4 protein-coding genes are annotated in these 26925 nt (G+C 50.2%); all 4 read right to left on the bottom strand.

Annotation, left to right across the window (positions count from 1 at the left end; translation table 11 throughout):
* Positions 1-19: 19 nt before the first annotated feature.
* Genes GJB61_RS02480 through GJB61_RS02465 form a run of 4 tightly spaced genes read right to left on the bottom strand, consistent with a single transcriptional unit; the run spans position 20 to position 26917 of the window.
* Positions 20-6277 (bottom strand): SDR family NAD(P)-dependent oxidoreductase, encoded by a 6258-nt coding sequence (locus GJB61_RS02480; RefSeq protein WP_229521416.1) that lies wholly within the window; start codon positions 6275-6277, stop codon positions 20-22.
* Between the two features lie 24 nt (positions 6278-6301).
* Positions 6302-16255: an SDR family NAD(P)-dependent oxidoreductase gene (locus tag GJB61_RS02475; RefSeq protein ID WP_154116766.1), complete on the bottom strand. Its 9954-nt coding sequence runs from the start codon at positions 16253-16255 to the stop codon at positions 6302-6304.
* Positions 16252-22299 (bottom strand): SDR family NAD(P)-dependent oxidoreductase, encoded by a 6048-nt coding sequence (locus GJB61_RS02470; RefSeq protein WP_154116764.1) that lies wholly within the window; start codon positions 22297-22299, stop codon positions 16252-16254. The genes GJB61_RS02475 and GJB61_RS02470 overlap by 4 nt, the downstream gene beginning before the upstream one ends.
* Positions 22274-26917: a beta-ketoacyl synthase N-terminal-like domain-containing protein gene (locus GJB61_RS02465; protein WP_154116761.1), complete on the bottom strand. Its 4644-nt coding sequence runs from the start codon at positions 26915-26917 to the stop codon at positions 22274-22276. Before GJB61_RS02465 ends, GJB61_RS02470 begins: the two co-directional genes overlap by 26 nt.
* Positions 26918-26925 lie beyond the last annotated feature (8 nt).

The raw sequence follows: 26925 nt of genomic DNA, 5'->3' as shown, positions 1-26925 counted from the left end.
TGTTTTTTAGTCTTTGGGCTCACAGTACACTTCCCTCCGCTATACGTTCGGCTTCATTCAGGTCTATATCGCCGCGCTGCAGCTTATACAGCATATCCAACACTTCATCTTCGACTGCCTTTGTCACGGGTAGTGTGGTTTGCACCAACCGGGATGAGAAACCGTTCATCCGGACTAACAGATTACCTGATCTGTCGGCAATGGCCAGGTTATATTTTCTGAGCGCTGATGTCCGTTCACTTGCATCCTCTACGGAGACAATATGACAGAAGCACTCTTGCACAAGCGGACTGATCCATTCCAATTCATCCAATGCAAAAGGCAGAAATTTGCTGTCTCTTGCCCCCAACGTGCCCATTAGCAATGCGCTCTGCAGCGTACCGTCCACTAAAGAAGGATGCAGTTCGTAACTATGCAATGTATCGGTTATCCCGGCGGGCAGCGAAAGATATGCCCAAGCTTCCTTATTACTCCTGCTCCCATGCTGCTGGATTACGCGAAGCGAAGGACCGTACTGAAACCCCATCCCTGACAAATCCCAATAACATGCTTCACTAGTAACCGCAGGATCGCATCTTTCGATGATTGCGGAGATATTCAGCTTCGGCCTGTTCTCTTGAGAATCAGCTTCCGGCTGAGACTCTGCCAGGATTATATTGCCTTGTGCGTAAATGATGCCTTGATCATGGGCAGACCTGATTTGAGCCTCCACGAATGCTCCCTTAGGGACTAAAATGGTGGTTATCTCACAGGTTTCTCCAGTCGTAGTCAGCGGCTGCAGCCAAACGAAATTTCTAAGCTTGCTGACTCGCTGTTCCCCGGCAATCTGTCCGGCAGCCCGGGCCATTTCCAGATAGGCCGCCCCGGGCAAAATTTGCGTTCCCCCAATCACATGATCTTTGAAAAAAAACTCTTCTCCCGAGAGCCGGGAGCTGAATTTCTGTTCATACAGACTGGACGTGTTCTGTCCAATCAAGGGATGAAGCATAGGTTGAACAGAGACATTAGGTTTGAACATAGGGAATGTATTCTTATTTCCCACCCAGTGACGTTCCTTGGCATACGGATAGGTTGGTAAAGAAAGCCGCTGAGGAATGCCACCCTGTAAATCTGCCCATGGGATGAGCGCCCCCTGAACCCAAGATCGGGCAAGCTGGTAAAGATCGGGCTGCCCGTCTTGTCTCCAAGTAACGCTTTCTGGTACTCCTACTCCTCTGTGGGCCTCAGCCGTTCCTGCAAATAAACCATCCGCTTGTTCTGTTCCTGAACAGTACAGAGATAATAAAGCTTGCAGATTATTCAGATTATCCGTTACCACGGCCAATCTTTCTTCGCTTTCCTCACGACCGGTCTGGAGAGTAAATGCCAGGTCGGCAAGCAATGGCTTCGCACTGTCGTGATTCTGCCTGCTAAGGAAACTTACTAATTTTCGGGAATATTCTTTAAGCTGCTCTTTGCTTTTTGCGGATAAAATAACGACCTGTGGTTCACCGTCCGTCCGCTGCACGTTATGGACATCAGGAATGGAATCTTCAGCTTCATATTGCTCCAGAATCACATGCGCATTGGCCCCACCAAATCCAAAGGAACTGATCCCGGCTCTGCGGGGAATGGTATTGCCCCTGGCATCCGTTAATTTTGCCCAGGGTTGAGTTGTGTCGGCAATATAAAAAGGACTGCCCTCTAATTCGATGTAAGGGTTCAGTCCTTCAAAATGCACATTTCCCGGGATGCTGCCGTTCTTCATTGCCAAAAGAACCTTGATCACTCCGGCAATGCCCGCCGCCGTCTCCAAATGGCCGATATTGGTCTTCACAGAACCAATACAGCAATAACTGGCCAAAGGAACAGCTTCTCCGCGCAGCTTGCCCAAGGTACTGAAAGCTTTCTTCAAGCCGTTGATTTCAGCTGGATCACCCAGTGGGGTCCCCGTACCGTGTGCCTCTATATAAGTAACAGTCCCCGGAGATACATCAGCTTTGCTGTAGGCCTCCACCAACAGATCCACTTGGGCGTTCACATTGGGCGCTGTTAAGGAATTTGCTCTGCCGCCGTGGTTCACAGCCGATCCTTTTACGACACCATAAATATGATCCCGATCCTCTATCGCTTTACTTAAAGGCTTGAGGAGAATGGCTCCAGCCCCTTCGCCCCGTACATAACCATTGGCTTTATGGTCAAAGGTGCGGCATTTCCCGTCTTTGCTCAACATCCCGGATTTCCCAAAAGCCAAATACAAAAGCGGACTGGCTATCACGTTGACGCCTCCGGCAATGGCGAGCTCGGACTCGCCGCTTCTGATACTCTGCACGGCTCGGTGTATCGCTACCAAAGAGCTGGAGCAGGCCGTATTGACCGGTTCGCTCGGACCGTGAAAGTTAAGCAGATAAGAGATCCGGTTAGCCAGAACACTGTGGGAATTCCCTGTTGAGAAATGGGGTTCTATCTCAATGCCATTGGCAAGCAGCACATCATAATAATCCATCGTCCCTACACCTACAAATACCCCTGTCCGCGAGCCGGACAACGCAGAAGCTTTATAGCCCGCATCCTCAATAGTTGACCACACCGTTTGCAGAAATAATCGCTGCTGCGGGTCCATCAGTTCTGCCTCGGCAGGTGATATGCCAAACCAGGCGGCATCGAAGGTATCCACTTCCTTGAGGAACCCTCCCCATTTGGACGATGAGGTGTTAGGCTCATTTGTCTCACTGTAGAAATCACGCCAATCCCAGCGCTCTGGCGGGATTTCCGTGACCAGATCTCTTTGCGAGCTAAGATGCTCCCAGAATTGGTCCAGATCTTCGCTCTGCGGCATCAGCCCGGCCACTCCGATAATCGCCACATCCTCTTCGCGGACTTGAGACTTACCTGGTGCAGCAATAGGCTTCCTTGGAGCTGCGGGCTCAGCAGCCATGAATGGCTTATCTAAAGACTTATCAATACGCGTCGCTAATAACTCTGTATGCCTTGCTGTTACCGCATCTTTATGATCATTCAGCAGAAACCTGGCGAGAGCCTCCAGCGTAGCATATTCAAAGAAAATAGACGGATTGATCCGCAGCTCATACTGCTCGTTGATCCTGTCAGCAAATTCAGCCAGATTAATAGAATGGAATCCGTACTCGCTGAGCGCCTTGTGCAGAAAGATATCCCGCGCTTTTACCTTCGTCAATGCACTAACAATGGCAATTAGATTGCCATTAAGAGCATCTGTTAGCTCATCGTCGTTGAGCCGAACGGTCGAGTGCTGTATGTGCTGCCCGGAACTCAAGGGTGCAGGGTCCAGTTCGAGCAGGAGACGCAGCTTTCTTGCATCCCCTTGAACAATACCGAATTGAGAAGATTCCACAAGCGAGAGTCCTCTCTCAAAAGCTTCTATCCCCTTCAGTGTATCCAGCGGGATCACGCCCGCAGTCCGGCTATATAATGCAAGTGTAGACTCCTCCATCCGCACCCCACCTTCGGCCCATAGCGGCCAGTTGATGGACAACGTTTTACCGGAACGGATGCCTTGCTGTCTCCAGTACTCTCTCACTTTCGTAAAATGATCCATATAGCAGTTCGCATATGCATAATCGGCTTGCCCGGCATTCCCATTTACGGCTGCAATGGACGAGAATAATACAAAGAACTCCAGCGACAAATCTTTAGTAGCTTCATCAAGAAATACGGTTCCAGCTGTTTTGGGTTCAATGACCTTCCAGAAATCAGCAGCAGCTTTATTAGCCAGGTATCCATCGCTTGTTATGCCTGCTGCGTGAACAACCCCCGTTAAGGAATACCCTTGGTTCTGAATGTAGGCCATTAAAGATTGCACATCTTCGCGGACCGTCACATCCGCCCTCCGGTATTCAACCGTCGCTCCCTTGGCCCTGATCGCCTTTATCTTATTCTGCTGACTTTCCGTTAATGGCGAACGTCCGGTCAGAATTAAAGTCGGACTTGCCTGCTCAGCAAAATGTTCAGCGAATATAAGCCCCAGACCACCGGCCCCTCCGGTGATCAGATAAGTGCCGTTCTTACGCACCGTCAATCCTCCAGAAGCTTGCAGCTTCACTGGACTCTCCCGCAAACGCAGACATTCCCTAATTCCGTCAATATAGCGAATATGAGCTGCATCGCGGTTCTTCTCTCCAAGCTCCTGTTGCACTAACGCAAGCTTCTGCTTGTCGGGCAGATCCTTCTGCCCTTCGATGATTCTGAATTGCAGACGACTGTTCTCAAGCTGGACCGTCTTTCCCAAAGCGCTTAACGCCGTATGCACGGCACTGTAGGCACTCGGATGTTCAAAGGCGGGACACAGGTACAGCACCTGCGTTTGCGTTTCCAGCTTCATATCTATCAGAGCTTGCAGCAATAAAAGAACAGGCTGAAGAGAGGTCCGCAGTTCATCTGTAAAATCATCCACGTCATGCGCTGCGGCAGTTCGTGCGCTTTGGGAACCCACAAACAGAATTTCGCCCGGAAACTTATGATTCTGCTTCAGCGTAAGCAGCATTCTATGGAAATCATCTCTTTGCGCATAATGAAGGGAATATCCTCCATCCGCTCTTTCTTTATAGTCCCCATGCTCGATGAATACGACCTGCTTCCCGGTCAGGAAAGCTTCTGTACCGGCAAGTGAACGGTACAATACCTCGTCGTTGAACACAACAGTTACGCTGCGCGCCCCTGACGCGGAAGTTGTGGTTGTTACTGGTTCGGCGTCAGTCTGCTGCAAGGGCGCCAGTTCCCAGGCTGGATTGTAATACAGAACCTCATTTACATCATCCAGTGCCTGTGCCGGCGTCATAACCTTTAGTGTAAAGCCTGTAACCGATACCAGCACCCTGCCGTCCTTATCGGTAAGCTGCACATCAAACTTACGGCTGTACCGATCATCCTGCTGGATTTCACTATTGGTAACATAGGCGAGGCAAACCTTGGGAAGCGGTGCGTGTATTTCGATTTCATCGATGGCAAAAGGCAGGGAAAGCACCCTTCCGTCACCAGAATGAACGAGTCCAATCACCGCCTCCAGTGCTCCGTCCATTAAAGAAGGATGAAGCAAATAATGGGAGAACTGTTCCTCCAGCAAGTCAGGAAGCTCCAGATAGGCCAAGGTCTCCGTGTCATTATGACGAAGCTCCGTTAATGCCTGAAAAGACCTTCCCAACTGCAGCCCTCGTTGCCGGAAAGCGGCATAACAGGTCTCCTTGTTCATGGTGACGTTGCATCTGGACCTGATCAGATCCACATCGATGTGCTGTGGTTTCTGAGTGCCCACAGCTGCGGCGTAGTGGATTATACCCTTGCCGTTCACGATCCGCAGACCCTCCTGATGGGTAGTGCTCATTTCATATTGAAATGCACCTAACCGGTCTGTTGCAGGAAGCAGCTGCAGCGTTGCCTCTTTTTGCTGTTCACCTTTCGCTATTCTGAAAGGCTGCAGCCAAATAATATCCGTCAGCTTGTTGACGACTGCACCGGGATTAGCCAGGGTTCCGGCAACCCGGGCCATTTCCAGATAGGCCACACCCGGCAGCACGCCTTCGCCTTCCACAAGGTGATCGGCCAGGAAAAATTCATGCGGGTAGAAGGTTTTGTGAAAGCCTAAAGCTGTGACAGTGGAGCAGTTGCTATCAATCAAGGGATGCAGAGCCTCAGCCCTGTGGGTATTGTCCTTGCTTCGGACTGCTCCTGAACCTGCTGCGCTTCCTGTCTCTGCTGGTGAGTCGGGAACCCAATACCGGTCCTGGGCGAACGGATAAGCAGGCAATGAGAGCTTGCGGCAGCCTTGCCCTGCATAAAGCGTTTCTAAATTTCCACTTATACCAGCAACGAACATCTGTGCTAACTCCAGATAGTGACTCTTTATCCGTACCTTCGCCGGAACTAAGCGAATTCCCCGGATGATTTCAGCCATTCTTTCCAGACTGGCAGACGATTGACCCTTGCCATATTCGGAGCCAGGTCCTCCCTGGAGCCATTCTCCGTCGTGAAATTCCGCAGAGATATCGGCCCGCAGAATCTGCCGCAGCTCATCCAAGCTCTTGACGACCGCGGCCTTACGATATGGAAAATGGCTTCTTCCCACAAGTAAAGTGTAAGCCACATTTACCAAGTCGATCTCTGGCTCGGACTGCTGTTCCAGCCATTGCTCCAGATCGATTATTTTTTGCTGAAGGGCCGTTGCAGTTTTCGCAGTCAGAACAATAAGCTCATAGGGCCCATTGTCTGTTGAAGCAGGCGCGACTTCGTAAGTGCCCTTTGGTTTCAGCTTTGTTTTCACCATACTCATCACCCCACTCAAACTATTTTAAGGAGCTTCTTCAAGAACAATGTGGCAATTCGTTCCACTAAATCCAAAAGCACTGACCGCTGCCATACGCCGGACACCAGGCTTGACCGCCCATTCCGCAAGCTGTGTATTCACATAAAACGGAGTATCCCGGAAGTGGATATGCTCATTCTCCTCCTCATAATGAAGGGAGGGCGGAATCTGTTTAGCTTTGAGCGAGAGCAGCGCTTTGATTAATCCGGCAATTCCTCCAGCCATCGTGGTATGGCCGATGTTTGACTTTACTGAGCCGATGGCACAATATTGCTTCTTTGCCGTAAAGAACCCAAACGCCTCTGTCAATGCCTTGACCTCGATCGGGTCTCCCAGTTTGGTAGCTGTTCCATGCGCTTCAACATACCCAATATCCTCGGGATTAATGGCATAACGGGTATATACGCCACGCTCCAGCTCGATCTGTGACTGTGAGCTTGGCGCAGTAATTCCATTGGTTTTGCCATCCTGATTTATGCCCGAGCCTTTAATGACCCCGTAGATGGGGTCACCGTCAAGAAGGGCCTGCTTCAGCGGTTTCAGCACGACAACCCCGGCTCCCTCGCTAATCAGCGTCCCGTCCGCATTCTTATCGAAGGTCCGGCACTGTCCGGAAGGGGACAGAATACCCATCTTGCTGGACTGAATCAGCAGATCCGGAGTGAACATGAGCCTGATTCCACCGGCGAGCGCCATTTGGCATTCGCCGCTTCTAATACTTTGACAGGCTTGATGCACAGCAACCAGCGAGGAAGAGCAGGCCGTTTCGATCGCTATGCTTGGCCCCTTCAAATTCAGGAAATAAGAGACTCTCCCGGCTAAAATGGACGACGACGAACCGGTAAATGCCTCAGCGGTTTTGTCGTGGCCGTTCACACTGAGCTTCTGCAGGTAGTCGCCCTGCGTTGCACCTACGAATACTCCGCACTTGATATCCGACAGGCTTCTATCCGAATATCCGGCATCCTCGAGGGCTTTCCAGCATTCCTCCAGAAACACCCTCTGCTGAGGGTCCATAAGCTCAGCCTCAACTGGGGAAATATTGAAAAATAGCGGATCGAATCTGTCCGCACCCTTGATGAAGCCCCCAACCTTGCAATATGATTTGCCAGGAGCCTTGGCATCTTCATCATAATAACTATCCATATTCCAGCGATCTTGCGGGACCTCAGAAATACTGTCCACCCCATTCTTCAGGTTGGACCAGAACTGCGTTATATTGTCAGCACCCGGAAAGCGGCCCGCCATGCCGATTACAGCGACATCGTCGCCGGACTGCCGGTTATCCGCTAAATTGCCGGTTCCCCTCTCCCCTTCGCTATCTTCAGAAGAGGGAGTCGCTTGCTCCTCCCTGCGTTCCGACCTTCCCGCCGTGCTTAGAGGAGTACTTGCAGCGCCCAGCTTGATCTTTAGCTGCCTCGGACTGCCAGTTTGCGGCACATATTTGGCTTCCGTGCGGTTGCTGCTTCTCAAATAAGAGCTTGTTAATACTGGCTCAAGCAGTACTGAATCAGACAATGGAGGTACTGGCAATGAGACAAAGGCAGATGAGACTGCATGGCTGCGTGAGAGTTCATCGAACACATGCTTTGCCATACGATTTAAGGTAGGATGGTCGTACAAAGCTACTGCATCCACATGTAATCCATGCAACGCATTGATGAGTCTGGTGATTTCCACGCCGCTGATCGAATCCACGCCTAATTCATTAAAGGTAGAGTCCGCTTCCAACTGTTCCGTATCCGCGATGTGCAGCACATCCTTTACCGCTCTCATCACGGTATCCAACGTGCTGGATAATGTAATGGAAGGTGCGTTTTCTACTTGCCGAAGCTTGGCATGAGGTTCGGGCTTTACAGGAGGTGCGGGCGGGTCCTGCTGATGTAGGAACGGCTTGCCCTTTTGCACCCTAACCGCCTGCGCCAGCCGCTGGATGGTAGGATAGTCATACAAGACCACAGCATCAAAATTCACACCCAGGCTGGAATTCACTTCCCGGATTATCTCAATACCGCTAATGGAGTCCGTTCCAAGCTCCTTGAAAGTTGAATCAGCATTCCATTCCCCGGCAGGAAGATGCAGTATACGGCTGACAATAGCGGTGATAATTCCCTCCGCATTATCCTCAAATGCAGTTTCTGGAGCTTCGTTCTCAAGCGTCTGAATGCTCTGCAGAGCAGCAGACGCTTCTTTTTGCCAGATCGTTTCTTCTGAGGGCATGTCCTGACTGCTGACATGATAACGCTGAATCCGTTGAATAACCTCGGGATGGTTAAACGTCAGTTCGTGCATCTCGATTTCTTTTTGAATATATAGCGGAAGCTTCTCTAAAATGGCTGCCGACAGCTCTTTTTTCAGCACCTTTAAGGTGAACAGCGGCTTCTCAGCCAATGAGCGGGCTATATTCAGCGCCTCCTGCAGCACATCCGCCCTCTTCCTGAAGAGTACCGAAGCACCTCTATTCTTCAGTTCTTCTCCTGAATAGCTCCTTGCTGTGTACATCAATTCCGTGGCGATGTTGGGTCCGAACCTCTCCTTCAGAATCAAGGTCGCTCCCATACCCGGCGTAAAGCCAAACTTTGTGAACACCGCGCTATAAATACTTTCTTCAGCCATAATTACGATGTCCGCGAACAGACCGAACAGCATGCCGCCTCCGGAAGCATGTCCCTGCATGGCAGAAATAACAGGGATTTCAGCTTCCAGCAACCCGCGGAACATAAACGGATTGTCGGTAAACTGGCTTCTTTTCTCTGAAATATCCAGCAATTGCTCTCTCGTTCCTCCCATACAGAACACATGGTCATACCCCGTAAGGACAACTGCTTTGAGGTTTGGGTTGCCTTTAATTTCATGGAATTTGGCCATTAATCCCTGCATGATATTATTGGAGAACATATTTTTGTTGGGCTTGTCCCGCATGGTTACCAGTGCGATATTGCCTTCGACGACTTCCAGGGTAACCTCATCTCCGGCATATCCGGCGGAAGACTCCAATTCCAGGGGAGCCCAGGCTGCCGCAGCCGCTGGTACTGAAGCAACAGAAGGTGACAACTCTACGGCTGATGAAACTGCCGGTTCGGTGGTGCTTGTGCTGCTGGCTAAGCGGTCAGAACCCGTGTTAAGCCAATACCTTTTGCGTTTAAAAGGATAGGTAGGCAAAGATACCCGCCGGGGAGCAGCATGGGGATACAACCGCGTCCATTCGATCTCTGCACCTTCCACCCAATATTCCGCCAAAAGCGAGAGATCACGTTGTACTAATGCTTGTTCCACCTGCTCCTGAATGGAGGCATTGTAGGGAGCATTTTCCTCCACATGTTTTTTGACCTTTCCAGTGAAAAGGGTTTCCCGGGCAGCTCGCCCTTGGCCGAATGCCTCCAATACTTCCTGCAATTGGCTGCAATTCGAGACGACAAAAGCTAACCGATACTCCATAGCCTCCCTCCCGGCCTGCAGGGTGTAGCCTATGTTCTGCAAAGACAAAGAAGCCGCTGGGGAATCAGCTGCTTGAGGGTTGCTCCAATATAAATGGTCTGCCAAATCCCCGGCAGTCCGGTGATTGAACAGTTCCGCCAGTCCGATACTTATCTTCCAGCGGCTGCCCAGTTGACTGGCCATCGTATCCCACTGTACCGGATCAATTGAAAAAGACTCCAGGGCATCGTCATGACGAATCTCATCTGCTTTAATCCCCGTGATCTCTGCAAGCCCCTGTTGAATGGAGTTCCAGAGCGCAAGCTTCAGCGAATCCTCTCCCGCTGTATCTAGCTGGGATGGTTCGGATAACATACTGCGCTCCACAAATGCTGCCAGCTTCAAGGCAGATGCCTGCAATCTGTCCATACTATGAGCCGAAAGCACGATCAGTCTTCGCTCAGTATCAGTCAAGGAACCATTTCTTCCTCTATAATTTTCTTCATAATCCTCCACAAGAACATGCGCATTGGATCCGCCCGCCCCAAAGGCGCTTAAGCCGCCCCGGCGTGGATACTTCTGCAATTCCCCATGGCTTTCAACCACCGTTTCAGGCCAATACTCCAGCTTTTTCTGGACAGAGAATGGAGTTTCCTCCAAATCAATAAAAGGATTCAGCTGATCAGCATGCAAGGAAGGGACAAGCTGCTTGTGCTCGAGCTGCAGCAATAATTTGGTTAACCCGGCAATTCCAGCTGCTGATTCCAAATGTCCGATATTGGATTTCACCGAGCCAATCCGGCAATACTGCTTATCCTCTGAATAAGCACCGAAAGCTTTGGCCAGTCCGGTGATCTCTATTGGATCTCCAAGCGAGGTGCCTGTGCCGTGAGCCTCAATATAGCTGATCGTTCTTGGCTCGATTTTGGCCTCCGCAACGGCTCTGGCAATTACTTTGGCCTGGGCATTCGGATTAGGAACCGTGTAACCGTTTGTGCGCCCGCCATGATTGATAGCTGTTGATTTGATCACACCATAGATATGGTCGCCGTCCCGAACCGCCAGCTCCAGCGGTTTAAGCAGCACAGCACCCACTCCTTCGCCTGGGACATAACCGTCCCCGCCCTCGCCAAAGCTGCGGCACCGTCCGTCACTGGAGGTGAATTGCCCTTCGCCTAGCACCTGATACTTCAGTGGATGCAGGGACAGATTGACACCGCCAGCCAGCGCCAGCTCACTTTCCTTCCTGCGCAGGCTTTCACAGGCCAGATGCAGAGCGGTTAGCGAGGATGAACACATCGTATCCACCGCCATGCTGGGTCCGCACCAGTTGAAATAATAAGAGACCCGATTGGCAATAGAGGCAAAGGAGGAATTCACGGCAGGATTACCCTCCGCCGGTCCCGTAAGCCCAATCAACGGGTAATGTCCATACATCACCCCTACGAACACGCCTATTTCTTTGCTGTCCAGCTGCTGTCTGGTATATCCAGCATCTTCAAGGGTATTCCAGGCGGTTTCCAGGAACAGTCGCTCCTGAGGGTCCATTCCAATGGCATCCTTTGGCGAAATATTAAAAAACAACGGATCAAATTGATCAGCACCGTCTATAAATCCACCCCATTTGCTCATCTGCTTGCCGGTGCTTGCTTTATTTCGTAAGGATTCAGTTCGGGCATCCCATCTATCCGTTGGAATTTCAGTAATGCAATCCTTGCCAGCCACCAGATTGTCCCAGAACTCTTCCAGACCCTCCGCCTGCGGATAACGCCCACCCAGCCCGATGACGGCAAAGCCTTCCAGTTGCAGCGGACTCTCTTCAGCCCTCTTCTCTTCAGGGTCAGCTACGCGATCAGGAATCACATTCATCTGCTGAATTTGCTCCAACTCTGTTTGTCGGGAGCTCAGTACATTCGCATGCTTGCTTACAAAATATTGGGCCAAGGCTGCAATCGTCGTGTATTCAAATAACAACGTTTTGGACAATCTGCCGAATACCGCTTCCAGCTCATCATTAATTTTCATAACAACAATGGAATCGATGCCGTATTGCTCAAATAGAGCATGCTCACTAATACGTGCTGTGGACAATTGAATTACTTTGGCGAAGACGTCCTTCAGCAGCTGTTCCGCAGCGGACTGGAGGTTGACAGCTGGCTCTGCTGAGGATCTATGACTTTCATTCACTGCGGAAATACCCAAGGATTTCATCACTTCCCGTTCATTCCCTTCTAATACCATGACGCTCGGATGTCCGAAGGTCAGGCAGTCATGTAATGCTTGCAGTCCATTCCGTGTGGTCATGGGCAACATCCCGAGCCGTTTGCGAAGATTCTGTGCAGTGTACTCAGGGATAGTCATGCCCCCCTCTGCCCAGAGCGGCCAATTAATGGATACCGTGATTCCTGAACGCTGGCCCCGCATCCGACACTGCTCCCGATGACGGGCATAATCATCCATGAAGCGGTTGGCATACGCATAGTCGCTTTGTCCGGGGTTGCCTACAATGGAAGCTATAGCTGAATAAAGGATAAAGAAGTCCAGCGGCTCATCCTTAAGCGCATGGTCCAGCAAGCAAACTGCATAGGCTTTGGGAGCGATTACGCTCTCTGCCTCTTCCCTTGTTTTTCTGAGAATAAAAGAATCCCGAAGCACACCCGCACTATGAAAAATGCCGTTTATACGGCCGTATCTTTGCTTCAACTTCAGAACCAGCGCATCTACGCTTTCTCTGTCCGCGATGTCAGCCTGCATAAACGTTACTTCAGAACCGCTGCTCTGCATGTGAGAGATACGCTGCTGCTGCTGAAGATTAGGTGCTGTACGTCCGGTCAGTACAATCTTCACCTTGGATAAGCGGGCCAGATGCGCCGCCGTAATCATTCCAATTCCACCTAATCCGCCTGTAATCAGATACACGCCATTGGTTCTCAGCGTTAGGCCTTCCTGCCCAGCAACAGGCTCACATCTTACGAGCTGCTTCAGCAGCATCTGCCCGTCGGCAAAACGGATCAAATCATGCTCCGGTCCAAGCTGTGCTCTGGCTGAGCCTGTCAATAAATTGAACACTGCTGTATAGGCCTGCTCCTGCTTGTCGATGTTATAAAGTTCAACCGTTTTTAGCTCAAGCTGCGGATTCTCAAGATTCAAGGTACGAGCAAATCCGGTCATGGCCGTCTGGTGTGGATTGCACACAGAATTATCTGAATGGTAAATATAATAAAGAGTTACAGGATGATGCAGCTTAGCGCCGATCAGGGCCTGGCATAAGTACAGCATGGGATAAAAGCTGCTTCTAATCTTGCTGGACAAACCGAAAACCGAAGAGTCGGATGCCTTGTCCTCCTTACTGATATACAGTATAGTAGCAGGCAATCTCCCGCTCTGGTTCAATTCTTCTACCAGCTGTTGATAATGCGCCGGCTCATTGGTGTTGATTCCAAAGGTATCTGCTTGCCCAATATGATAGCGATCAGCCTGTTTCACCAAAGTGAGTGTTGATTCCATTAATTCCGCTTCCGAAAGCGCAGTCTGCATGTAATCAAACCATTGGCTGCCCTCCTCGAACACAAGCACATTGCCGGGAGATCGCAGTTGCCGGGATCGCACCTCACTTACAGGCACAACCTGCCATTCCTCACGGAAATACAGCAAACTTCGATCCGGTGAAGGCTTGACAATATCTTTAAGACCGCGCGCCAGCAGATTGTTAACCTGAATTAGAACTTCACCCTGCTCATCAAAAATAACCATATCGAACCGCTGAATCCGGCTTTCACCAGCGCTTCCCTTGTGCCGCGTATGGACATAGCAGCGTTTAGGTAAGCCGCTGTAAATCATTATTTCATCCGCTGAAAAGGGAATGTAGCCACTATCTGCAAAGCCATCTATTCCAATGGCGCTCTGGAAAGCCCCATCCAGCAAAGCAGGATGGATGCCAGAGTCCATCTCCATCACTTGCCCATTGGCAGGTGTCTTACCATGCTCGCTGTCCTCCTGTAATTCCAGAAGGGCAACCGTTTCTGTACCCGAGGAATACAATTCTCGGATGCTTTTGAAGCTCCCCCTATGCTCTATACCATTGGAACGCAGCTGTTCATAACACTGCTCTACATCCAGCGGCTTCATGAATCTGATCAGCTCCGACTTCTTAACAGCGGTCGGCCTCGACCCTTGAAGAGAAGCGGAACGCTCCCCTGTGAACAGGTCAGCCTGAAAATGGATCAGCCGCCCTTGCTCCCCGTCCGAGAAGGCCTGGCATCTCAGCTCATTATCGAGCCTCACTTCATCGGTGAACACTATCTCCAGCTTCATTGGCCCCTGCTCCACACTAAATGGATGAAGCCAGGTTACGCCCCTCAATCTGCTGTGCACTGAATAGCCCGCCTTTTTGGCAGATTGTATGGCAAGGTCTACGTAGGCTGCGCCGGGCAGCACTTGCACGCCTCCCACCAGATGATCCTTCAGCACAGATTCGGTACCGTCAAACTCGGTAATACTGCCAGCTCCTGTAGTAAGCTCGCTGTCCCTGCTGTCCACTGTATGAATGAATCGCCCATTGTCTTCACCGGCAATCCAATAACTCTCTTTAGCAAATGGATACCCTGGCAAACCGGCAACTCTTCGCCACTCCAATCCTTCGTACATCCGCATGAAATCAGGCTTGCCGCCTTCAAGATAGAAACGTACAAAGCTGGCCGTTCTTTCCTTCAAAGTTTGGATACTCTCCTGATAGAAGCCGACGAAAGATGGGGCTGAGCTATGGACCTTCGCTGTAGGCTGCTCCGTGGGGAGGCCTTCAGCTTCGATATTTGTTGCATACTGCTCTGTTTTATTTCCGGCTAGCACCTGCTCAAGTGTATGCCGCAGCTCATCCAAATTACAGGCAGTTATGATAGAACGGAACGAGAAATGATTGCGTCCTGCAGCAAGAGTGAAGCTGATATCGGCAGCCGTATCAACTGTCATTTTCTCATTCAGCAGCCAGTGGTGGAATTCTCTCATCCTCGCTTCCAGCGCATCAGCGGTTTTAGCCGAGAACGGAAACAGATACAGAGGCGATGGCGATCGCTCCGCGATTGTGGGACGCTCTAGAAATTCTTCAATAACCATATGACAATTGGTTCCGCTAAGACCGTAGGAGCTGACAGCTGCTCTTCGTACCTGTCCATCCTCCTGCTTCCATTCCTTTAATGCGGTATTAACATAAAATGGCGTATCCTCGAACTTGATGTGTACATTGGAGGACTGATAATGAAGCGATGGAACCAGCTTGCCATATTTCATGCTCAGCAGAACTTTAATTAAACTGGCTGCCCCCGCCGCTGTTAAGGTATGACCGATATTGGCTTTTACCGAACCGATCGCACAAAACTGCTTCCGTGACGTATACTGAGCGAATGTCTTGCTCAAGGCCGATATTTCGATCGGATCACCCAGCTGTGTACCCGTTCCATGGGCTTCAAGATAACTGATCGAATCCGGATCAATACCGTAGCGCTGATAACAATCATTTTGCAGGCGGTGCTGAGAAACAGCGCTGGGAGCCGTAATTCCGTTAGTTTTCCCATCCTGATTGATTGCCGAACCCTTGATGATTCCATAGATATGATCATGATCCCTGATCGCCGCCGCCAAAGGCTTAAGCAGAACAACACCCACGCCTTCCCCTGGCACAAAACCGTCTGCGTCATGACTGAAGGCTTTGCATTTCCCTTCCGGGGACAGCATGCCCCCCTTTTCGGTCATCTCGTGCATCTCAGGCGTGGATAATAAATAGATACCGCCCGCCAGCGCCCATTCGCTGTCACCATGCATAATACTCTGACAGGCCTGATGCACTGCCACCAATGAAGCAGAACAAGCGGTATCAATGGGGATGCTGGGACCCTTCAGATTTAGAAAATAGGAAATCCGCGCTGCCAGTATAGAGTTGCTGTATCCGGTAAGAACCTGAGAATCAAGCTCACGGTCTGAATTGCGGATGTTCAGATAATAATCTCCTTGGGTAGCCCCGGTAAATACACCGCACTTGCTTCCCGAGAGGTCTTCCGGCGCGTAACCTGCATCTTCGATGGCATGCCAGGCCGTCTGCAGAAATATTCTTTGCTGCGGGTCCATCAGCTCAGCCTCACGCGGCGAAATATTGAAGAACAATGGATCGAATTCATCAATCCCGTCAATAAATCCGCCTCGGTCACATTGCAGTGGCTTGCCTGAAGCTTTGAGCTGACTGCCGCCGGATTCATAACGCCAGCGATTCTGCGGAATCCCGGTTACGGAATCCACGCCGCGGGTGAGATTATTCCAGAACATGTTCAGGTCGCTGGCCCCAGGGAATCGGCCAGACATGCCAATGACAGCGATATCAGTAGGTTTAGAATCTATACGTTCGTCCTGGGCAGCTCTATTGTCCTTCCCTTGCTGCAAAGATTGGATTAAATCATAGCCAGCTGCAGGACTTAAATGGCCACTTTGAATTTGTTCGAGAATTTGTTTGCGGTTCAATATTTGTCCCCTCATGAGATATCCTCCAGAAGCTTCTCCACTTCGTCGATATTCAGTTGCCCGGCCTCCAGCTCTGTCAGCCAATTCATGGTCTTCTGCCGCTCTGTAACCTGCTCTGGACCAATGAGAACAACTGTCTTCATAGATATTTCCTCGTAAATATATACAGCCAACAGATCAATGGTTGGATAATCATATATAGTTACAGCGTCCAGCTCAATTTGAAAGGTTTTGTTCAAATCTCTGACCATTTCAACTGTAGTAATCGAATCTACCCCAAGCTCACGCAAGGCAGACTGTGTGGATACGTTTGGGAGAGACAGGTGCAGCACATTGGCAACCAATTCTGCTATGATCTGCTTGATTTCAGCTACTGCAGGTATTGGGGTGGCTTCCTTCCTGTTAAGTGGAGCCGCTATTGGCGCGGTTTGATCTGCTCTGGAGAGTTTCAGCTTGTCTGGTCTTCCCCTTTTGCGGTCAATTTGCTGGCTGGCGAAGGAGATCGGACCTGCCTCCGCCAAGGGTTCAACAGGCAGCTGGTTCTTCTGCAGTCCCCCGGCTACTTGAGTGTTCAATAGGGAAGGATTAGGCAGGGCCTCCTCCGATAAATACTTAGCCAGCTCACGGATATTAGGATAATCATAGATCACTATCGAATCCACATTAATAGGCAGCAGCCGGTTAATATCCCGCACCAACTCCACTCCGCTGATGGAATCGAAGCCCAGCTCATGAAAGCCCAACTCCACTCCTACATCTTTGGCCGGAATATGAAGGATAGCACCGACCAGCTCTTTAAGGCTGGAGGTAAGCCTTGCTTCGTCCATTTCCAAGGACACAGGATGCGGCTTGAATCCGCGTAGAGTCACTGTCTGTAAATTGGACAAACCCAAGTTCACAGATTGTGGAACAGCAGGTCTCGTATCTTCTGCCTGTACAGCAGAAGCGGTTGTTTTCAGTTTGAGCTTGTTGTTAGCCTGAACCAGCGGCCGCTCTGAGTCCGTGCGGGTGTAATGCTTAATCAGGCCGCTGACATCAATTTTGGCGAAGACGGTATCATGCATGGTGACTTCACTCTCCAGAACCGCCGGAAGCTGAGCCAATATTCTGCCTGCCAACTCCTGTTTTAGAACGGTCAGCGTCTGATAGGGCTTCTTAACCAGCATTTTGGCTACAGCAATGGCTTCATTTAATACGTCATCAGAATCTCTGAAGATAAGCGAAGCTCCGCGCTTCTGCAGTTCTCCACCTGTGAAGGAACGAGCTGTAAACATCATCTCCATAGCTAGCGCATTGCCCAGCTTTTCCCGCAAAATATACGTGGCACCTACACCTGGGGTGAAGCCGTACTGAGTGAAATTTGCGCTGTATACGCCCTCCGTTGCCATAATGACAATATCCGCGAATAAGCCCAACACGAGTCCCCCGCCCACTGCATGCCCTTGCATAGCAGCAATTACCGGCACTTTGCATTGCAGGAAACCTTGATAAACAAAAGATAAATCTGTACATTTACTCTCCAAATTGGAGATGTTGTTCAGATTCTCTGCTGTGCCACCCATACAGAACACTTTATCTGCTCCAGTGACGATAACGGCTTTAATCTGTTCATTCCCGTTAATCTGGGCAAAAGCGGATATAAGCCCTTCGTTAATGCCTTCGCTGTACATGTTTCGGTTCTCCCGGTCCTGAAGAGTGACTACAGCAAAACCGTCCTCAGACACACTCAACTCCACTTCATCTCTCGCAGAATAACTCCTCATCTCCTCCAACCTCCCCATGGAACGCTGATTTGCATTGCTCTCTTTACTGTCCGTTACCCTGTCAAACCAATACCTGTCTCTGGCAAAAGGGTACGCAGGCAAAGGTACGCGGTGGGGCGGCGCTTCCTTATACAGCCGTTCCCACTGGATTCGAAAGCCCCAGCTCCACAACCGGGCCAGCTTGCCAAGCTGCTTATGGTCAATAAGTTCATTGATATATTGGCCGCCTTCAGGTCCTTCCATCAGGTTCATGAGTTGACTGTGGTCCTGAAGACTATTGCCGGTATACATATGCTCAAGGTTAGGCTCTTCTTTGGAGAATGCAGATAATTTGCGGTAAAGCTCCTCATAGCTTGAAGCTTTAAAAGCCAGTCTTTCACTCATTTCTTCCCGTCCAGTCTGCAAGGAATAAGCCATATCGGACAGCAATGTAATTGCTGGAGAGACGGACATGAACTCCGTTGAGGCAAAGCTAAAAGCCTGCAGACACTCCCGCAGGCTTCCTGTCAGCGGAAGATCGGGAATCCCCTGGGTCAGGTTATGTTTTTGCATAAGCTTGCCAACAATTTCTGTAAAGGTATACAAATCGATGTTATATTCCTGCATATCCCCATCGAGATTCACCTCGTCCGCATGAATTTCGGCGGCGGCAGCTACAAAGGCGATGAAATCCTGTTCTACAGCTTGTTTCAGAACTGCCTGGTGAGATGTCCTATTCCCCTCGTCCCCTTTACTAGACAGCAGCATATGCACATGTTCCGCCACTCTTGCTGCATATACCTTCAACCGCTCTTCATTCACAGCAGAGAGTACGAACAATTGCGGCTCGTTAGGTTTAACCCTATGCAGAACTGCATTTTGCTGCGGGTTATATTCCTCAACAATGAGGTGAGCGTTCACCCCGCCTGCACCAAAGGAGCTGATGCCTGCTCTTCTGGGATGGGTTTCCGTTACCCCATTCGCAGAGATAAGTGACGGCTTCCACTCGGCTAGTTCTCTTTGCACATAAAAAGGCGTATCAGCAAAATCAATGTTAGGATTGGGCGGATCGGCGTGCAGTGAAGGCACAAGCATTTTATGCTTCAGCTGCAAAATCACTTTGGTCAGGCTCAGTATGCCTGCTGCTGCTTCTAAATGCCCTACATTGCTTTTGACGGAGCCTATAGAGCAGAACTGTTTATCGCTTGTGTGCCCCTCAAAAGCTTTCTGCAAGCCGCTTATCTCGATAGGATCACCCAGAGATGTTCCTGTTCCGTGCGTCTCGATATAACCCAAGGTGCGTGGATGAACGCCCGCTCTGCCCATTGCGTCCTGGATTAATGCAGCTTGTGCATTCGGATTCGGCACGGTATAGCCGCTGGTATGGCCCCCGTGATTAACAGCGCTGCTTTTGATAACCGCATAAATATGATCGCCATCCTTAATTGCCGCCTGCAGCGGCTTCAATAGAACAGCCCCTGCTCCTTCGCCGGGTACAAAGCCGTCACCCTCATCGCCAAAGCTCCGGCAGCGGCCGCTCGTGGAGAGCATTTTCATCTGACACAAATATAAGTATTTAAGGGGATGAAGATACAGGTTGATGCCTCCGGCAATCGCCATGCTGCATTCCCCTCTGCGAATGCTGTCGCTGGCCAGATGAATGGCAGTCAGTGAGGAAGAGCACGCCGTATCGACAGGCATGCTAGGCCCGCTGAAATTGAATGTATAGGACACTCTGTTCGCAATGGACCACGGCATGGATTGTGGAAGAACAGCGCTGTTCTTCTGCCAGCTTTCCGGTGCCCACAACGAATAAGTATGGCTGGTAGCCCCGACAAAAACACCTATGCTCTTCTCCATGCCGCTGTCCGACAGCTCACTTCTGAGCTTGTTGCCATAGCCTGCATCCTCCATGACTTCCCGCGAAACCTCCAGAAACAATCTTTCCTGAGGGTCCATCGCTTTGGCTTCACGCGGAGAGATATGAAATAAAAGCGGATCAAATTGGTCAAACCCGTCTATGAATCCGCCCCATTTTCCGTATATCTTGCCTTCCTTCGCCTTACCCGGATCGTCATCATAATAATCCTGCCAGCTCCAGCGTTCTTTGGGGATCTCGGTAATGCAATCCTTTCCGGCGCTTAAATTCTGCCATAATTGCTCCAGATTCTCCGCCTGTGGATATCTCCCGCTAACGCCTATAATCGCTATATCCTGTGTATTCACCTGAACCTTTTCCACCTTTTCCACCTTTTCCACCAGTGGGGCTTGTACCGGTAAAGGTTGCTGCACTTTTCGGGGACTGGCTTGTTCAGCTTCGCGGGCTGGCTTGTTCTCTTCCGCTTGTCCGGTGATCTCATCCGTCAGCCGCTCGGGGTAACGCTTGATCAGATATGCGGCTAATGATTTCAGCGAATTGTACTCATAAAGAAGCGTTGCCGACATTTTCCCGAACCTGTTTTTCATCAGATAATTGAAACGGTTAACGATAAAGGAATCCACTCCCAGCTTGGAAAAAGGAGCCTCCGGGCTAATTGAACTTGCCGGTATTTTGAGCAGCCCGGCAAAAATCTCTGCCAGCAACTCCTCGGTATGCGTCTGCAGCGCAGCGGCTTGTCCACTCTCTTCCTGATCCTCCTGGACAAGAAAATGGCTCTCCGGCGTATCATTATCATTAACTGGCTGGAGAGACTTATATATCCTTTGTGGTTCACCATATCCTACAATCACCTTTGAACTACCTGAAGCGTAAGCATGTTCCAACGCTTCAATTCCCAAATCTGTTGGCAGCGGACGCAGCCCGGCACTGGTGAATCGTGAAAAGTCATCCTGCGGAGCTTTCATTCCGCCCTCCAGCCAGACCGGCCAGTTAATGGAAAGGGTACGCCCCTTGCGTTGTCCTGCTTGAACCCATGAGTGCCTGTTTCCGGCAAATCCATCCATGAAGCCGTTCGCGTAAGCATAATCGGTCTGTCCGGCATTGCCCAAGGAAGCCACAATAGAAGAGAAGAGAAGAAAGAAATCCAGCGGCTCAAGCTGTGTTATAGTATCCAGGTTAAGGGTCCCTTGTACTTTGGGAGCCAGTACTTCAGCGGCCTCTTTCTCTGTTTTATACCACAGGTAACTGTCCTTAATGACTCCTGCGCAATGAATTACACCTTTGATGCCATACACGTCAGTACTTTCCTGCCCACTCAAGGCTGATCGTATCGCTGTTTGCAGTTCCAGCTCATTAGAGACATCGGCCTGGGCATAGAAGACAGCGGAACCTTGATCCCGTAACCTTTCGAGCTTCCTATTCATCGTGGCATTGAGCTCTGAACGGCCGATCAGCAGCAGCCTGACCTTGGCCCGCTCTGCCAGATAACAGGCAATACTGTACCCGATTCCTCCCAGACCTCCAGTAATTAAATAGAGGCCATTCTCACTTACCGGAAGGGTGGACATTTCCGGAGTGGCGATCTTCAAAGGCTCTGCCACAGGAAGATAGCGTACTCCATTTGTATACACAACTTCTATATCTCGGGCTGCTGGCAGTTGCAATTCGTTCAGCAGCAACCTGGAAATACCGCCTTTGGCAGCTTCAGAGAAAGTATTCGCGGCCATGCGATAGGTTACCGTTTTGCATACCATTCGCGGATCCTCTTGCTGCAGTGCTCTGGCAAAACCGGCGGCAGCCTGCAGCCCGTTTATAACAGCCGAATCACTAACCTGGGCCAGTAGCAAGATGGAGGCAGAATGACTTATTTTTAAATGTAAAAGGGCTTTAACTATATAAAAAAGCGAATAAAATTCCGCTTCGTGAAGCAGCGGCTGGTCAGGGCCTGCCTTCTCCAGTTGAAGCGGATGGAGTACGATATGCAGGCGGCCTGAAGAAGCACCAGATACTTGCTGCTCAGCAGTAATTCCTTCCAACAGGGTGATATAATCTGCTGCCTTCAAAGGATCAATCTCATAATGTCCCTCATCACTCCGGTGAAAATGGGTTCCCGGTTTGACCCAAACTACTGTGGCAGCAGCACTTCCAGTGCTGCGAATATAAGCATGCAAATCCTCCATTATTGCCGGATTCATATCAAAGATTAAGTAGTAGCCAGCAGCAGGAGCCGGCTTGGATGAGTTCGGAAGCTCCGACCGCTGCAAGGAACTATGAAAGTAACATAAGGAAGACTCAACTGCAGGCTGGGACACCCCTTGCTTATCCGTTTCCGGCTTGTTAAAGAGCCCGTCGATGATTTGCAGGCTGTCATTAATACTAAGCTCCCGGTTTTCCACTCGGGACAATATAGCCTCAAGATTCATATTGACTTTCCCCATAATTCTCTTCCACCCTCCGCTTCACTTCATTTGCGCTGATCTCGCCATTCCTCAATTGCAGTAATAAATCCTTCAGCCACGCTTGGGCATCTGGTGGGGACAAGGTCTGAATAGCAGCACTATGCTCCTCCGGCAGCCAATAGGATTCTCCACCGAACGAATAGCCGGGAAGGCTGACTTTAGTAGGTTTATGACCGTTATACAGCCGTTTCCAATCCACTCGGGCGCCGTTCAACCATTGCTGTTTCACTTCCTCCAGATCCTTTTCTTGAGGATTTACAAGGAGTTCCATAGCGGCAACTCTTCGTCCTGCGAAGAGCCCCCTATTGTGGGGACTCCCTGAATATATGTCTTTAATCGAAGCAGCCTCATGACGGTACTGGTATAAAGCATCTCTCAAGCCTTCCGACGAGTCTGCCAAAAAGCCGATCCGCACTTCCATATCCTCCCGGCCCGTTTGCAAGGTATAGGCAATATTCCGCAGCGGGAGTTCAGGATTCTTCAGCAAAAACTGATACAGGCTGGAGGCATAGTCCTTTAATCGCTCAGCCGTTTTAGCGGAGAGCGGACAAAAAAACTTCTCCCCTGAGGGCTGCACGAATACGTCCTCTTGTGTAAGGTATTCTTGAAGCACTACATGGGCATTCACACCACCGAAACCAAAGGAGCTTACGCCCGCGCACCGGGGCAATTCACGGTGATATTCGTCCCTCAAACGCAGCCATTCCATATTCCGGTCCAAAATGTAAAAAGGGGAATCTTGCAGCCTGATTTGTGGATTAAGCTGTTTAAAGTGCAGGTTGCCCGGCAAAATCCCATGCTTCATGGCCAGCAGTACTTTAATTACCCCGGCAATACCGGCTCCCGATTCCAAATGACCGATATTGGTTTTGACAGACCCTACTGCGCAGTAGGGTTGGATCGACGCCTCAACAGTTGTACCCTCTGTTGAAGGCCTCATCTGCGTGAACGCTTTTTTAAGGGCATTTAGCTCAATCGGATCACCAAGACTTGTCCCCGTTCCATGCGCTTCAACATAAGTGACCTGTACCGGGTCAATGCCTGCTCTTTCATAAGCTTGAATCAGCAGATTACTCTGGGCCTGAGGGTTCGGGGCTGTCAGCGAGACGGCATAACCACCGTGGTTCACAGCACTTCCTTTCACCACTCCATAGATGTGATCCCCATCCTGAATAGCCTGCTCCAAAGACTTCAAGAGCAGCATGCCCGCTCCTTCGCCTCTGACGTACCCGTCAGCCTGTGCATCGAAGGACTTGCACCTTCCATCACTGGCCAGCATTCCTGCATTGCCAAAGGATAAATGCCGCCTTGGGGTACAGAAAAGATTGACTCCACCGGCAAGCGCCTGCTCGCAATCACCATTAAGAATAGCTGCGGCGGCCTGATGAATAGCTACCAGCGAACCTGAACAGGCCGTATCTATGGCTACACTAGGCCCATGCAAATCCAGAGTGTAAGAGATCCGGTTGGGAATCATCGAGAAATAGGTCCCGGTTGACGAATGTCCATCCCACCTTGTTTCCCTGCCGAAGCCCAGCAAATCATTATAATCATTATTAAAAACAGCAATGTACACACCCACCTGCCTGCCCGAAAGCTCGGAAGCTTTATAGCCCGCATCCTCAATGGTATGCCAGGCTTCTTCAAGCATTACCCGTTGCTGCGGGTCCATCAACTCAGCTTCTTTTCGGGAAATATGAAAGAACTCCGCATCGAATCTTTGGATGTCATCCAGAAACCCGCCCCATTTGGAGTTAGTCCTGTTCTCATCTCCCTGCGGATCACCCTCATATGCAGTCCAGTCCCAGCGGTTCTGCGGGACCTGTGTAATTAAATCATCATTCTGAATCAGATGCTCCCAGAACTCCCCAGCAGTGTTGGATGCCGGGAAGCGGCAGCTCAAGCCAATGATCGCTACATCCCGGCCTGCAACAGCTGGCTTCTTGTCAGTTAGCTCAGGCTCGCTAACCGGAATGGACGAGCCTGCTTGTGGGCTGTGCTTCATTAGATATTGAGCAAGTGAGGAAAGCACGGGATATTCAAACAATAACGAAGCTTTGATATCTTGGTTGACAACATGGCTGATCTCATAGGCAAACTCACCTAACATTTCGGAATCAGCCCCATAGGCACGGATATCCACGTCCGTTCCGGCAGAAGAGGCTTCAAGTCCGGCAATCCTGCTGAATATTTCTACCAGCCTTTGCTGCAGGGCGGCTCCAGATGCAGCTTGCTCTTGACGATATACCGGTTGTACGGCATTCCCGGCCTTTAGCAGTGTGTTCATTCCATTCCGGTGGGTCTTCTGCTCAAAGGGATAACCCGGAAGCTGCGGAACTGTATGAAACGTATCCTGCGGATAGATCAGCTGCCAGCGGATATCAACCTTGTCCATCCATAAATCCAGCAGGAGACGGTTGAATTCAATGGCAGGCTCATAAGCCGCAGGTGCTTCACTGCTTGAGCTTCCCCACCGAAAAATCCTCATGTCCTCATTATCAAAGCTCCGGAATTCTTGGCGGACAGCCTGCTGTATCCATTCCTGAGGAAGACGGATACCCATCACTTCATCATTAAACTGCCGGATAATAGTCTGGGTGCTGTGATCATAAAATGGAATCTGTGGCGTTTGAAGGCTGAAATTCCAATTCTGTTTACGGTCATCCAGAGCTTGCAATGCATTGTCTAACGTAATGGCCCCGCTGATTACCAGCGCTACCCATACCCCTGAACCCGTTCCGGTTACCACATCCGGTGTGAATCCCAGCTCCAGCAGTGTGGTTGCACAGCAATAGTTGACGATAAAAGCTTGCAGCTCGCTATTCTTGTCCCATGAATGCCCAAATAAGACCTTCCGTAGCCCCTGTAAAGGTCCGTGGCCAGTTTGCCTATGCTTGTTATCGCTTAAGATTGACTTTAACAGCCGGTTCTCTTCAATCCACTGTCTAAAATCACTATCATTCATCCGATCCAATTCAGCGATGTTCAACATACGCGGTCTGGAACCGGCATTCTGCTGCTCATTCACAGGGGCGGCTAAAGACTTTTTCAGCTCTTCCTTGCTGTGGATAACCGAGCCGAAGCGGAAATCGAATTGTTCTCTCGTTGTTAGCAGTATTCGGCAACAATCCTGAAGGGCAATCTCCGAAAAATTTTCACGATCAGCAAACGTCCTCCATGTGCTCTTTAGTTCCTCCAGCGCATTCATCGACCGGCAGGAAAGTGCAAAAATATGAGACTGTCCTGCCTGTTCAGCATTCTTCTTCAATGTAGATGACATCGGAATGTATTCCTCCAATAATACATAGGCGTTGACCCCTCCCATGCTGTATGAATTAATGCCTGCCCGTAAATGCGAATATCCTTGCTCCGGAGCCCATTCCTTCATGGAATCCGCAAATTCAAAGGGACTTTTCTCTATATCAATGGTCTGGTTCGGATGGTTGAAATGGGGCAGGGCGAGCAGTTGCTTATGTTTCATCATTAGCATGATTTTGATAATGCCCGCGATACCCGAAGCAGCCTCAGTATGTCCGATAATTGGTTTTAAGGAGCCGATCCGGCAAAAGCGGATCTTCGCTGTATTATTACGGTAAAAATTAGTTAGGGATGCTATTTCCGTAGTGTCTCCGGCATAAGTGCCGGTACCGTGCGCTTCCACGTAATTAACAGACTCGGGCAGGAAACCGGACTGCTGATGTGCCTTCTGCATCGCTTGCTGCTGCGCTTCGGCACTTGGCACCAGAATAGAGCGTGTACTTCCCCCGTGAGTCACTGCCGAGCCTTTAATCACTCCATAGATATGATTTCTATTCTGTACGGCTGCATCCAAGCGGCGCAACAGCAATACACCCACACCCTCGGCAGGAACATAGCCGTTAGCATCCTCCTGAAAGGATCTGCATTTCCCATCGGGACTTAGCAAACCCATTTTTGAAAAAGAAACATACTTTAACGGGTCCAGATTTAAATTAGCCGCACTAACGAACGCATAATCACATTCTCCCTTTTCCAAAGAAGAGGCCGCCAAATGCAGCGCGGCCAACGAGGACGAACAAGCGGCATTGACCGGCAAGCTCATTCCCTTCAAATCGTAAAAATATGAAATCCGGTTGGCCAGGAAACTCTCATAGCTGCCTGTAGTTCTGTATCTGTCATCCCCTTCGGCAAAAGTGGGCTGTGCTGCAAAATCGGTGGCCATCGTTCCGACATAGACAGCTGTAATACCGTTTTGCAGCTGCGAAAGCGTTACACCGGCATCCTCCATACAATGCCAGGTTTCCTGCAGCAAAAGACGCTGCTGCGGGTCCATCGCGGCCGCTTCTTTTGGCGAAACATTAAAAAAAAGATGATCGAAATTGTAGATATCCTCAATCATCCCGCTCCATTTGCTGTTGCTTTTTCCAGTCTGCATTTTGTCCGGGTGATAATATAGATCCTGTGACCAGCGGTCTGCTGGAATTTCCTGAATATAACGTTCTCCCGTTGTTAAATTATCCCACAGCTGCTCATAATTTTCGGCTCCGGGGAAACGTCCTGCCATACCAATAATCGCAATCCCCGGTTCTTTTTGCTCACCATTATCCGTAAAGCGCATCGTATTCC

The sequence above is a fragment of the Paenibacillus monticola genome, from assembly GCF_009664975.1.
GTDB lineage: Bacteria > Bacillota > Bacilli > Paenibacillales > Paenibacillaceae > Paenibacillus_AQ > Paenibacillus_AQ monticola.
Note: the sequence above shows the minus strand (reverse complement) of the source record. Positions and strands in the feature narration are given on the sequence as shown.